The 13,061-nt window shown below is 67.9% G+C and carries 11 protein-coding genes; 7 read left to right on the forward strand and 4 right to left on the reverse strand.

Annotation, left to right across the window (positions count from 1 at the left end; translation table 11 throughout):
- The first annotated feature begins 38 nt into the window (after nucleotides 1-38).
- Both AB0B86_RS28020 and AB0B86_RS28025 read left to right on the forward strand, forming a co-directional pair.
- The gene (locus AB0B86_RS28020) at nucleotides 39-530 is read left to right on the forward strand and encodes a hypothetical protein (protein WP_357420132.1); all 492 of its coding nucleotides are present in this window, start codon (nucleotides 39-41) and stop codon (nucleotides 528-530) included.
- A gap of 511 nt (nucleotides 531-1,041) precedes the next feature.
- Nucleotides 1,042-2,343 (forward strand): helix-turn-helix domain-containing protein, encoded by a 1,302-nt coding sequence (locus tag AB0B86_RS28025; protein WP_357420133.1) that lies wholly within the window; start codon nucleotides 1,042-1,044, stop codon nucleotides 2,341-2,343.
- Nucleotides 2,344-2,422: 79 nt separating this feature from the next.
- On the opposite strand, the gene AB0B86_RS28030 is transcribed toward AB0B86_RS28025, so the two are convergent.
- Together AB0B86_RS28030 and AB0B86_RS28035 are read right to left on the reverse strand one after the other, a co-directional pair.
- Nucleotides 2,423-2,872, reverse strand: coding sequence for a hypothetical protein (locus tag AB0B86_RS28030; RefSeq protein WP_357409910.1), 450 nt, complete (start codon nucleotides 2,870-2,872; stop codon nucleotides 2,423-2,425).
- Between the two features lie 348 nt (nucleotides 2,873-3,220).
- Nucleotides 3,221-3,727, reverse strand: a complete 507-nt coding sequence (locus AB0B86_RS28035) for a MarR family transcriptional regulator (protein WP_357409912.1) — start codon at nucleotides 3,725-3,727, stop codon at nucleotides 3,221-3,223.
- 27 nt (nucleotides 3,728-3,754) lie between these two features.
- Here AB0B86_RS28035 and AB0B86_RS28040 point away from each other — a divergent pair, with 27 nt between their 5' ends.
- Nucleotides 3,755-4,654, forward strand: a complete 900-nt coding sequence (locus tag AB0B86_RS28040; RefSeq protein WP_357409914.1) for an alpha/beta hydrolase — start codon at nucleotides 3,755-3,757, stop codon at nucleotides 4,652-4,654.
- A gap of 155 nt (nucleotides 4,655-4,809) precedes the next feature.
- Here the strand turns inward: AB0B86_RS28040 and AB0B86_RS28045 are convergent, their stop codons facing one another.
- Entirely contained in the window at nucleotides 4,810-5,310 is a 501-nt protein-coding gene (locus AB0B86_RS28045) for a hypothetical protein (RefSeq protein WP_357409916.1), read from the reverse strand.
- 672 nt (nucleotides 5,311-5,982) lie between these two features.
- On the reverse strand, nucleotides 5,983-6,897 hold the full coding sequence (locus AB0B86_RS28050; RefSeq protein ID WP_357409918.1) for a helix-turn-helix transcriptional regulator: 915 nt from the start codon (nucleotides 6,895-6,897) through the stop codon (nucleotides 5,983-5,985).
- A gap of 172 nt (nucleotides 6,898-7,069) precedes the next feature.
- Between AB0B86_RS28050 and AB0B86_RS28055 the strand changes: the two genes are divergently transcribed.
- From AB0B86_RS28055 to AB0B86_RS28070, 4 genes are all read left to right on the forward strand, one after another.
- Nucleotides 7,070-7,930: an SDR family NAD(P)-dependent oxidoreductase gene (locus tag AB0B86_RS28055; protein ID WP_357409920.1), complete on the forward strand. Its 861-nt coding sequence runs from the start codon at nucleotides 7,070-7,072 to the stop codon at nucleotides 7,928-7,930.
- A gap of 276 nt (nucleotides 7,931-8,206) precedes the next feature.
- The gene (locus tag AB0B86_RS28060) at nucleotides 8,207-9,346 is read left to right on the forward strand and encodes a zinc-dependent alcohol dehydrogenase (RefSeq protein ID WP_357420146.1); all 1,140 of its coding nucleotides are present in this window, start codon (nucleotides 8,207-8,209) and stop codon (nucleotides 9,344-9,346) included.
- Nucleotides 9,347-9,364: 18 nt separating this feature from the next.
- Complete coding sequence (locus tag AB0B86_RS28065) at nucleotides 9,365-9,958, forward strand: hypothetical protein (protein WP_357409922.1); 594 nt, start codon at nucleotides 9,365-9,367, stop codon at nucleotides 9,956-9,958.
- Nucleotides 9,959-10,526: 568 nt separating this feature from the next.
- Nucleotides 10,527-13,046 carry a S8 family serine peptidase gene (locus AB0B86_RS28070; RefSeq protein WP_357420134.1) on the forward strand — a complete coding sequence of 840 codons (2,520 nt, stop codon included), beginning with the start codon at nucleotides 10,527-10,529 and terminating at the stop codon, nucleotides 13,044-13,046.
- Nucleotides 13,047-13,061 lie beyond the last annotated feature (15 nt).

A 13,061-nucleotide genomic window follows, 5' to 3' on the forward strand; every position in this document is an offset into this window, starting at 1 on the left:
GGTGGCCGTCTCGATCCTCTCTTCGTTCGGAGATGCACATGCAACCGGTGCGATACCGCCCATCCGACGCCGCCCTCAATCTGTTGCTGATGATCTCCGGATATCTTCGCGACCTCGGAGAGAACGAGTCGGCAAGCTTCCTGAACCCGGGGATCAAGAACGTTCAGGTCCCTCGGGACGTCGAAAAGGCGGTCGTGACCAGCCGGCGACGGATCGCCAGCGAATCGCAGAACAACACCGAACTGAGACTCACCGGTCGGTACCAGGCGGCGTGGCGGATATTTGAAGAATTGCAGGCAGCCGCATCGACGGACTCGACGTGCGCGGCGCTCCTCACCGAGAAGCGGCAATACAAGTTCAGCGAGGTGCCTTTTGTCGGCTACCACACCGTCACCCTCGGAGAGATGCTCCAGATGCTGGCCGAGAGCGACTACTTGGGGAACGCGCCCTGCATGAACTTCCTGGGCGGCCAGCTTCAGGACTACATCTCCGAGTTGTGGGCCCTGCCCAAGCCGTCCCCGGCGAAATAGCCGGAAAGTCACGCTCGAGTGTAGGACGACCAGGGCTGCGGCGGCCTGCCTGGGTACTCCATCGAAGACGTGGATGTCGGCGTCTTCGATGGTGAGGGCAGCGCGCATCTGGCTCACGTCACGAACGGCACGTTGAAATACGCGAAGGCGACAGGGAGCAGGGGCTGACGGTGCGGCAACGGCCGCACCGGCGGACGGGTGCTCCTCCGCCGGCACCTCCAGCCGGGCCGGACCGTCATACCGAAGTCGGTCAACCCGGTTCGACCTGAGCGCCGCAGCGGTCGATGCGATCAGCTCGCTGGAGCGGACCTGCGTGTCGGGCCGCACCCGGCGACGGTCAACGGCTGAGCGCCCACTGCCCGGTCCCACGCCACCCCCGCACACACTGGTAGCCGTCGTCTGCCGCCCGAGGCATTCAATATAATTCCCCACTTTGGACGACTTACCAGGGAACATGAGTCCTGTGCTGCGGCACCTCCGCTCCAGGGCGCTACCGGGACAAGGGAGCGGCATGGCTCGGCACGAGCGGCCCGTAGATCCGACGGCTGGACCGTTGTCGTCCTTCGCCCACGAGCTACGGCAGTTACGTGTCGAAGCGGGCAACCCCACCTACCGGCGACTGGCCGAGATCGCCGGCTACAGCGCCTCGACCCTCTCCGCCGCAGCCAGCGGAATCCGGCAACCCAGCCTGGACGTGCTGCTCGCGTACGTCGGGGCCTGCGGCGGGGACACCGCCCAGTGGAGGCAGCGTTGGCTCGATCTGGACGAGGAACTGCGGCCCGCCAGTTCGGCCGGCGCGCCAGGCGACCCGGCGAGGGCAGAAACACCCGACCCGACGCCGGCCGAACCGATCGCCACGCCCCTCGCAGAGCCACCATCCACTGTGACTGCTGGGGATCTACCCGCCCCGGCTACGGGTGAGCCAACCGGCACCAGCGGCGCAGCCGGACCGACCCACGCCCGGCCCGCGGGCAGCCTGCGGCACCGGAAACTCCGACGGCGACTGGCGCTGGCGGCGCTGACGGTCGCCGGTCTCGCCGGTACGGCCGCCGTGGTGCCGATGAACCAGCTGAAGTGGGCGGTCAAGGGGGCGACGGCGGCCGCTGGCACGACGACCACCACAGCCTGCCCGGCGCCCTCCACGGATGCGGCCTTCACCGCCGTCACGTACGGCAGTGGCGTGCATGTCCGGAGCGAGCCCCGCCGCGACCAGGGCATCCTCTACACCATCCCGCCCGGCTGCGTGGTCGGGCTCACCGGCTACTGCCTGGGTGAGCGGATCACCGACTCCACCTCCCAGACCCCCGACATCCGGTGGTTCACCCTGGCCGGCGGTGGGCTGATCGCCTCCGGGGTGGTACACGGCAACCCGCCCACGGGCCTGGAACCGTCCCGCTGCAGGGGCGACCGACCCGGGCCGGCCGCGATCGCCCTCGCGATCGCCCCCGATGTGGCCGGCCCGGGTGGGTGGCGGCTGAGCGCGACCGGCACGCACGTGGAGATCGTCGGCTTTGCCGCCTACTACGCGGACGACCCCGCGCTGCCGGCGGAGCGCCGCTGGCACCAGATCGGAATGACCGGCATGGACGCCCCGCCGTTCGACCTCGGCTGGAAGCTCGACCGCCCGTCCGTGCAACCCGGACCCCCTGCCGAGATCCCGGTGGCCGCGGTCGCCTGTCTCGGCGGTGGCGCGCCGACCGACGTAGTCGACGTGCGGGTGGCCCGCCCCGACGGCGCCAGCACCGTCGAGGCCTTGCCGCTCGCCGCCGACCAGCGGCTCGCCGCCCGCCGTACCGCTTGCGTCTACCCCTGATTGGGGGGTACGCGGACAGCCAGCACCGGTGGCCCGGCGAGACGGATCCCGCCGGGCCACCGGTCAGGTGTCACCGAACTCAACAGCCCTGGCGACCGGAGTGGATCCAGTAGGTGGTGCCGGCCCAGTCCATCTCGCCGTACGCGTCGACGCAGTTGTTCGCCGTGCCGGTCACACCGCGCGGCCCGGCGTAGTACAGGTAGTCCGCGTTGTCCTTCGTGGAGACCGCGGTAGCGGTGCACGAGCCGGAGCCGGAGGTCTCCGCGCACCGGGCGATCTGCACGGAGGTCCGCGCCGAGGAACCGTACGCCGCGCCGCGGTGGTACATGCAGGCGCTGTTCGTGCCGCCGTTGGTGCTGTTGTAGTAGATGACCAACTCGGCAACGGGCTTGCTCGGCGGGTACGCGTAGCTGTAGGTGACCGTGCCCGAGCAGGCCACCGCTGCCTGCGACGGAGTCGCCGTGACGACCAGCACCGTGCCGAAGGTCAGCAACGCCAGCAGCGCTCCGAACGCCTTGCGCAGCATCATGACTTCCACTCCTTTGGGACGGGGTTGGTTGAGAGCCGTCCCGCCGTCCACTTCTACGGAACAGCGAAGTTGATCGCCGCTGGTGGTGGCGCCGATCAATCAATCTCGCACAAAGCCGAGCGACCGCGTCGCCGCGCCGGGCGCGGACGGGTCGCGCCGGGGAAGGCGGCGGTCAGGCGCAACTCCCGGTAAGGGCTTCCGCGCGAGCCCTCGACGTCACCGGCGACGCCATCGGCAAGTGACGTCGCCCGAACGACGCTGGGGTGCCCGAACCGATGGGCCAACGTTCGTGTCGCCAGTACCCACGAGGTCCATCCGTGGCCTACGTGGCAGGCGCTGCCGTGGTCTTCAGCCGACAGGCGTGCCGATACCGCCCTGCTCCAGGGTGAAGCGCAGCCGTGCCAGCGTTTGACCGAGTTCCGCGATCCGGGCCGGGGCGATCGACCGACCGATGTGCGTGGCCAGGTGTTCCTGGAAGGTGCCTTCGGCGTCACCGACGAGTTCCGCGCCCTGCGGAGTCAACTCCAGGAGCAGTGACCGGCCGTCGGCGGGGTTCGGCACACGCCGAACCCAGGCCCGGGCCTCGAGCCGGCCCACGCCCTTGCTGGTCGCCCCGACTCCGATCGCGAAGAACTCGGCGAGATCGGCGACCCGCGCACCAGGATGGTCACGTAGGTACCTCAGAAACTCGAACTGCGAAGCCACGATGCCGTGCTTCCGCCGCAACGTCTCGTTCAAGGCGTTGTAGAGCCGCGTCTCACAGCGGACCAGGTCACTGAATACCTGAGCGAGTGTGACGGAACCGGCATCGGAGATAGATGCCGTGGCAGGTATATTAGCTTCCACGGCATCCACTTTATCGCCTGGGGGGAGGCGTTGGACATGAGCAAGGAACAGCGCGCGACGATCGGCGCCATGCTGGGCGACGGACCCGAGGACTTCGCGCCGGAGCCCGTCGAGACCATGCGGGAGAGATTCGCCGCGTTCATGGCACTGTTCCCGGTTCCTCCGGTGCGGACCTCGGAGGTGACCCTGGGCGGCCGTCCTGCAGCGCTTGTCGAACCGGAGGGCGAGACCCGGCCGGGCACGATTTTGTACCTCCACGGGGGTTCGTTCGCGCTCGGATCTCCGCGGACCGCGATGGGTCTGACCGCGAGTCTGGTCATCCGGACAGGAGTGCGTGCCTTCTCCCTCGACTACCGGCTGGCCCCGGAGAACCCGTTCCCGGCCGCGATCGAGGACTGCCTCGCGGCGTACCGGTCCCTGCTCGACAGCGGTGTCGCCGCCGAGTCAATCGCGTTCGCGGGCGACTCCGCCGGTGGCGGCCTCGCGGTGACCACCACCCTCGCCGCCCGAAACGCCGGGTTGCCTCTGCCGGGCGCGCTGGTCGCGTTCTCGCCCGGCCTGGATCACACCCGCACGGGCGAGTCGATGGACACCAAGGAGGGCATCGACCCGTTCTTCACCCGGCAGGGCATGGCCCACACGGCGGGGCTCTACCTCGGGGGCCAGGACCCGAACCAGGAGCTCACCGCGCCCGCCGTGCTCGCCGACCTGACCGGGTTCCCACCGATCCTGCTGCAGGTCGGCACGAACGAGCTGCTGCTCGATGACTCGGTCCGGCTGGCGAAACGCGCCCGCGACGCCGAGGTCGACGTCATCCTCGACATCACCGCGGGCGTTCCGCACGTCTTCCAGTCCTTCATCGGCCGGCTCGACGAAGCCGACCAGGCCCTGGACCGCGCCGCCCTGTTCATCACGCAGCGACTACAAACCCGCTGAGCGCGCGGTCGTGCCGGGTGAGTGCTGGCGTCGATTCTGCCGTCGGCGATATGCCGGTGGAGACCGGCCCGCTGAGCGCGACGGTCACGATGGCGCCCATGGCGCCCAGGAGGCGAGCCGCCGGCGGCGAGTCGGCTGGGGCGTGTTCGGTGGTGTCATGACCGGACGCTGGGCCAGTGCGGCCAGGACTGCCGGAGCTGCGGCGGCGTGTCGGCCGTGCGCGGCCATACCCGTAGCCGGTACACGTCGGCGGCGTCGCCGCCGGCCTCGGGGAACCGGGCGGACACCCGCATCCGGCACGCGCCGGCCTTGGTGAGTCGGACGGTGCCGTCTTCTATCTCGCCGGTCGTGAGAAAGAGCTCCAGCTTCCCACTCGACACGTCCATGTCGATGTCGACTTCGTGATCCCAGTCGTGTCGGTCATCCGGCGGCTCGTCGGCCCATTCCTCGACGGTGAATGGGGTGCCGCTGCTGTCCGCGCGGGGAGTCACGATGTTCACGATGCCGTCGGCAGCGCCCACGAAGCGCCCGGATTCGACCGCGTCGTCCCACGAGTCGTCGAGGCCTGCCAGGTCGCCGTCTTCCGCGCCGCTGACCAGCACCTGGCCGTGTTGCACCCAGACCGACGCGCGATGGACCGCGAGTGGCACTGCCATGCCGGTCAATCTACCTCCGTAGCGGGGCGCGGCGACGGCAGCCGCCGCACCCCCTGTGATCATCTTTGGATGCTCACCCGCCCCGAGATTGTGGTTTTCGGTACGGCCGCGTCGACGTCGTAATCGGCGCCTCGGCTGGTGTCGAATGTGGTGGCGTCGGTGGGATAGCTGTTCGGCCCGCCGGTCCAGACGACCAGGCGGAACTGGTCCGGTCCTGCTCGGCAGCCCAGAGCGTGCTTGACCTCGACGAATCACCGTGAACACGAAGAAGGAGGGTTCCCAAAGGCCCTGACCTGTGGAAACCCTCTCGCTGTCGGGCGGAGCCGCCGATCTATACCCGCTCCGAATACCAGGTAGAGCCTGAGGTCGTCCCTCCGGCACGATGCCCGGATGATGTCGCTGTCCCTGCGAACCCCCTACGGCCACGCCGGCCCGAGGACCACTGCGCGCCCGAAGCCCACACGGCTCGTGCCGCCGGGATCGACGTCGCGGTGATCGACCACGACGCACTGACCCGCGACGACCCGCACCGCGCGATCACGGCCGTACCCGCCCGGCGACGTCGCGGTCTACCGCGGGTGGATGCTCCGCAGCGACCAGTACGCAGCTTTGCTGTCGCCCTCGCCGCCCGTGGCGTGATCCTCTGTCGAAGGGCGATCGACGCCCGTCGTATCAGGCTGAGCCCGGAGATCTGGTGAGGCTGTCCTCGATCTGAGCGGGAGCGGCCTTGGACGCGCCGGTCGGTGGGGCATACCGCTGCTGTGTCGCCCAGAGCGCGAGCAGGCGCAGGTTGTCGTGTGAGCTACTGCCAGGATCCGTGGTGTAGATGAACAGCGTCTGGTCGTCGTCGCCGGGTAGTGCCAGCGCCTCGTATCGGATGGTCATCGGTCCCACGGCGGGGTGGACCATGTGCTTGGTGCCGTGGGTCCGCTCGTGCACCCGGTGGTTGTGCCACCACGTACGGAACTGCGGGCTCTTGATGGTCAGCTCGCCGACGAGTTCGTTGAGCCGCGGGTCGTCGGGGTTCCGGCCGGCGTAGAGGCGCAGCGTGCCCACGACGTCGGCCGCCACGGTGGCCCATTCGGGGTAGACCTCGCGGGCGGCGGGGTCGAGGAGGACCCAGCGCGTGTAGTTGCGCTCGCGGGGTGGCAGTTGGGTCCAGTCGGTGAGGAGGGCGCGGGCCAGCAGGTTCGACGCGAGGATGTCGGTGCGGCGCCCGACGATGAAGGCCGGGTGGTCGACCATCGAGGCGATCATCTGGTGCATCGCCGGCCGGACCCGCTGGCCCGGCACCTGCCCGGCGCGGTGCCGGGCCGGCCGGGCCAGGTCGACAAGGTGAGCCCGGGCGGCCGCGTCGAGTTGGAAGACACGGCCCAACGCGTCGACGACCGCCTCCGACGGACTGCTGTGGCGACCCTGTTCGAGTCGGGTGTAGTAGTCGACGCTCACCCCGGCGAGCTGAGCCACCTCCTCCCGGCGCAGGCCGCGGACGCGTCGCCCCGGCAGGGCGACGACTCCCGCCGCCTCCGGCGTCGTGTCAGCACGGCATTTCCGCAGGAAGCCGGCCAGTTCTGTGCGTCGCACCATGTCGCCAATGATGCCGCTCACGGCGGGCCGCGCCCAGGGGGTTGGGTGGGCATGTCGTTCCCAGGTACGGCTGGGCCTGGCCAGAGGTGTTCGGCGCGCCCGCCCGGCAGCAGCATGAAATGCGTTTCCGGCAGGGCGCAGCGCTGCCACTCCAGTCGCAAGGAGAACACCGATGTCGTACCCCACCACCCGGCCCGCCACCTGGTTCGTCACAGGCACCTCTCGGGGCCTCGGCCTGGAGTTGGTCAAGCAGCTCCTCGAGCGCGGTGACAACGTCGCGGCGACGACCAGGTCGGCCGAGCGTCTGGACGCGGCCCTGGGATCCGTGGATTGGGCCCGGCTGCTGCCACTTGAGTTGAACCTCGCGGACGAGCCGGCGGTTGCGGCGGCGATCCGCTCCACCACCGACCGTTTCGGCGCGATCGACGTGGTCGTGAACAACGCCGGGTACGGCTTCCTCGCCGCCATCGAGGAGGTCACCGACGCCGACGTCCGGCAGATGTTCGACGTGCAGATCTTTGGGCTCTGGAATGTTCTTCGTGCGGTGCTGCCGTCCCTGCGCGCCCAGCGCAGCGGCCACATCATCAACATCTCCTCGATCCTCGGTCTGACCTCCTTCCCGGGCTGGGGTCTCTACTGCGCCGCAAAGTACGCCGTCGAAGGGCTGACCGAGTCACTGGCCGCGGAGGTCGGCGATTTCGGCGTGCAGGTCAACCTCGTGGAGCCCGGCTACATGCAGACCGACTTTCTGCGTACGCACTCCCTTGGCCTGCCGCCGACCACCGTGTCCGGCTACGAGTCGATTCGGGAGATGACTGAGGCGCACCTGGCGATGCCGGGCACCCAGCTCGGTGACCCCGTCCGAGCCGCAACCGCCATCATCGAGGTGGCGGTCTCGGGTAAGGCTCCTCTGCACCAACTGCTCGGCTCGGACTCCTACTCGCTGGCCAAGGCCCGGATCGATGCGCTGACCTCCGACGTGGAGGCGGGCCGCGAGCTGGCGTACACGACGGACATCCCGCAGCACAGCTGAGGACTCTCCGCGGCCTCCTGGCGTTGCCCGGCCTGGTTCTCACTCTCCAGGCCGGGCCCGCCGCCGTTCAGCCCGGTGACGAGGTCGAACTTCCTCCGCAACATCGCGAGTCCTGCGGCCGTCACGGCTACGGTACGGCCCGACGGCTGAGTCACCGCTCATCCCGGCGCCGGTTTGTGGGCAGAGGACAGGGGTACCGAACTCGCAGTGCTTCGGACGCGACCCGGGGCGACACATCCGCTAGCCCTCAGGTCCAGGAGGCAGTCAGTGCGAGCAATGGTCTACCGCGGTCCGTACCGCCTGCGGGTGGAGGAGAAGGGCCGTCCCGCCGTCGAGCATCCCAACGACGCGATCATCAGAGTGACCCGTGCGGCGATCTGTGGGTCCGACCTGCACCTGTACCACGGAATGATGCCCGACACCCGGGTCGGGATGACCTTCGGTCACGAGTTCGTGGGCGTGGTCGACGAGGTCGGCGCGTCAGTGCGAAACGTCCAACCGGGTGACCGGGTCATGGTGCCCTTCAACGTCTACTGCGGGTCGTGCTTCTTCTGCGCCCGAGGGCTGTTCAGCAACTGTCACAACGTCAACCCGAACGCCACCGCCGTCGGCGGCATCTACGGCTACTCGCATACCTGCGGCGGCTACGACGGCGGTCAGGCCGAGTACGTCCGGGTGCCATTCGCCGACATCGGCCCGAGCCTGATCCCGGAGTGGATGGACGACGACGACGCCGTCCTGCTCACCGACGCGCTCGCCACCGGTTACTTCGGGGCGCAGCTCGGAGACATCGTCGAGGGCGACGTGGTAGTGGTCTTCGGTGCCGGGCCGGTGGGCCTGTACGCCGCGAAGTCGGCCTGGTTGATGGGGGCCGGCCGGGTCATCGCCATCGACCATCTCGACTACCGGCTGGAAAAGGCGGCGTCGTTCGCCCACGCCGAGACCTACAACTTCGGCGAGTACGACGACATCGTCGTCCATCTGAAGAAGATCACCGACCACCTTGGCGCCGACGTGGCCATCGACGCCGTCGGAGCCGAGGCGGACGGCAATCTCCTGCAGCACGTCACTGCCGCGAAGCTGAAGCTGCAGGGTGGCTCCCCGGTCGCCCTCAACTGGGCGATCGACTCGGTGCGCAAGGGCGGCAACATCTCGGTCATGGGCGCGTACGGGCCGATGTTCAGCGCGGTCAAGTTCGGCGACGCACTGAACAAGGGCCTGACCCTGCGAATGAACCAGTGCCCGGTGAAGCGGCAGTGGCCGCGCCTGTTCGAGCACATCCGCAACGGCTATCTCACGCCCAGCGACATCGTGACCCACCGGATTCCGCTGGAACACATCGCCGAGGCGTACCACATCTTCTCCGCCAAGCTCGACGGCTGCATCAAGCCGCTGATCGTTCCGAACCCCGCCTGACCCCGACCGGGAGCCGACATGGCCTACACAGCAGACAAGCCGAAACTGGCCGAATCCAGCGATGAGCTGCGGACGCGAATCCCCGGGTGGGGTGTCGACCTCGATCCGAAGGACCGACCCTCGGTGCCGCAGGAGCGGTTCGATCCGTCCCTCAACGGTGCGCACTGGGAGTTCCCCGAGCGGCAGCCTGAGAAGTGGCCGAGGGAAAGGTCGGTCGAGCACAAGTTCCTCACCCCGGTCTTCGGTACCTCGTGCCCGCCCAAGGGGCTGTCCGGGGTGATCCGCCGGCACTCCTACCGCAGGTACAGCGAGGGGCGCGCGGCTCACTGGCTGCTCCTGCTCGCCGCCGACCGGGTGGACGCTGTGGAGAGCACCTTCGCGTCGTTCCTGACCCGCCAACCTGACAACCCGATCACCGAGACCGGCGTTCTGGGCGAATTCACCCACCACGGGCTCCCGTCACGGCTGCGCGGCAAGCGGGTCGACCGCGTACACCACCCGCTCGACCCGGTCCTCGTCGCCGCACCCTGGGTGCTGGCCGCAGGGGTCGCCTATCTGGCCCTCCGCCGAGTTGCGGGCCGACGGCAGCAAAAAGTGGGGCTGCACGGGTGAGGCTGGTCGAGGTCGGGTGCGGGTCGCGGCCGCCCACGTAACGGCGAAGCCGGACGGGACGACGACGCCGCCGGGCGAGCCGTCTCATGCCAAAGGGGCGTCGTCGCTGCCAGTAACCCGCGGCCGCAGCTCGTTCGACTTCGGCCTCGGCGGACTCAGCCGTCGCGCGGCATGCTCCTCCGCTCGACTTCGCCGTCTCGAAGGATCGCGCGGCAGCTGTCCCCATCTGCGCAATTAGTCCATCACGGGCAAATCGCACACCACCTCCACGGAGTCAACCCGTGACCCGATGCATGACAGTTATTCATATCGATATAGATCGTCGCTTAACTGTTCCCGGCGGGTCGATGCTTCCCCCTTGACGAGGGGCTTCTGCCGCAGTCTAATTTGGTGTCCATATAGGGGAGGCCGACTTGCGGGAAAGTTCGAGTTCGCCGCTCCGACGTCCATGCGTCGGCTCGCGCGGCAGTCGGGATCCCGAACAATGCCAACGACATTCGCTGCCCGATAAAGGCGGCAGGACTGCGCCCCCGCCCGCTGGAGATCGACCCTTCGGAAGGAGTCGGGAATGAGTATGAGTTCCTTGAGTCGGCGGGATTTACTGCGCCGAGTGGGAGGCACCTTCATCGCCGGCGCAGGCATCGCCTTGTTTCCGGCCGGGTTCGCCTCGGCATCGACCCAGACCGGCCTGACAACAACCCCCGGCAGCACGGCCGGCGGGCCGGCGTATCCGGGAGACCCCGGTTTTGTCGCCAGGACGCCGGGGGAATTGGGTGCCGCTAAAGCCAGTTGGGAAACGCCGGAGTATGGCTACTACACCGGCCACAACCCTGCCAACCCTGGCACAGCGATCGACTCCCCCTGGCAGCTCGTCGCGGTAAACGCGTCCACCGCCTACGCCCTTGGGTACCGCGGGCAGGGCGTCGCGCTGGGCATGATGGATTCGGGCTACCGGCCTACCCACGAAGGATTCCAGACCGGGCTGATCGTTCCGGTGAGAGCGGAGGGCTTCTACGGGACGTCCGGCTTCGGGTACCGGAACTCAGTAACCCCGTCGAACCCGTTTACCGCGGGCCAGCGGTTCACCGTGGCCGGCGACCAGGCGCGAACGAGTGACTACAGTCACGGGACCGGCATGCTTGGCGTCACCTCCGGCATTCGCGACGGCAAAGAGCAGCACGGCATCGCCTTTGGCTCGACGATGTATGTCGCCATGACCGGCGGTTCCGATACCCAGTCCCACGGCCCCTTCCACGATTACGTGTACTGGCGTACGGCCAACAAGGCTCTGGTTGACGCAGGCGCCCAGGTCATCAACAGCAGTTGGGGCTCCTATGTCCAGACTCTTGACAGGAGCCGTTTCGACGGCCTGGGTAACGACCTTGGGATCGATGGCAACCTCGCCAACGCTTACCAACTCCGCGGCAAGGACAGCGCCAGCGCCACGGCGATGGCGATCATCATCCCCAACGAGCATCTGAAGGACCTGGAGTACCAGTACTTCCTCTTCAAGAAGAGCTATTCGGAAGACGGTATTCAATACAATCCGAACCACCCCGGACGCTCCTTCATGGATGCCATCTGGGACGCTATCAGGGATAGCGGTACCGTCAACGTGAGGTCGGCCGGCAACAACGACTGGAGCAACCCGTACTTCCGCCCGGCGTACCCCTTCTTCAATCCCGCGGCGGAGGCGCAGTGGGTATGCGTCGGCGGGGTGCAGCCTCCCACTGATGCCAACCCCGAATACACGAAGCAATTCGGGTACAACGAGGCGGGCCTCGCCAAATGGTGGACCGTGTCCACTCCGTCGAACAGCGTCCGGACCACGAACAGCGGCGGCGACACCAACTATTCGAACTCGAGCGGAACGTCTCCGGCGACGCCCGTTGCGACAGCGGTGATGGGGGTTCTGCTCTCCCGCTATCCGAACATGGACGCCAAGCAGGTCCGTGACCTGATGTTCACCACGGCGAACAACAAGATGTCCGACGGTGTGAGCTTCCTCGGCACGGGTCAGACCTCCCCCTCCGGGGCGTCCATCGCCTGGACCGCTCTCGACGGGGCTCCGGACGCGCGCTGGGGCTGGGGCATCCCCGATCTGGACAAGGGCATGTATGGCCCCGGCCAGTTCCTGGGCCCCATGACCTACAACATGGACAAGGCGCCCCTGGACGTCTGGTCGAACGACATCAGCCAGATCGCGATCAAGGAAAGGGAGCGGGAGGATCGGGAGTGGCTGGCGGCCTACAAGAGAAAGGGCATCGCCTTCGCCGGCGAATTCAGCCCCAACGTACTGAGCCCGGACGGCAAGCTCAGCGAAAACGCCTTCATGCTTCAGGGCATTCTGGCTGATCCTTACGTCCAAGCCATCACCAACGGCCACCCGGAACTGTACGACAAGATCAGCTATGAGGACGCCACCAAGTGGCGTAAGGAATGGATGGACGCGCGCGCGGCCTTCATTCAGAACAACATCGACAACAACCTCTACACGGCGTCTTTGACCAAGCAGGGCTCCGGGATGCTGATCATGTCGGGCCATGCCACCTACGAGGGCGGCACGACGGTGGAAAGCGGCAAGCTTTCGATCGCCGGCTCGCACGCAAGCTCGGTCGCCGTTAAGGGCGGCACGCTCGGCGGCAGCGGTCTCGTGGGAGGCAGCATCCGCGTCAACAGCGGCGTGTTGCAGCCCGGCCTGTCGGCCGCGGAAGCGGCGTCCGCATTGTCCGTCAGTCTCACCGACGTTCCGCAGGGCAACGTCCTGAAGGTCGGCGGCGACGTGACCATCAGCCGAGCGGGTCGCCTCGCCATCACCATTTCCGGCGACCGCGACTACACGAGCGTGCGGGCCACGGGTGCCCTGATGCTGGACGGCGAACTCACCCTGGACGTCCGCGCGCCCATCACCCCGGGCACGGTACTAACGATCATGAGCGGGGCCTCGATCAAGGGCAACTTCCACTCCATGCCGGAACGGCGGGTCCTGAACGTGGGCGGCCACATGTTCCGGGTGTCCTACAAGGGCGGCGCCATGACGCTGACCGCCGAGCGGACGCTGCCGGGGGCACGGTCCGGCAACGCCTAGCCACACGTGCCCTGG

Source organism: Micromonospora sp. NPDC049047 (assembly GCF_040649135.1).
In the GTDB taxonomy this organism is placed as follows: Bacteria; Actinomycetota; Actinomycetes; order Mycobacteriales; family Micromonosporaceae; genus Micromonospora.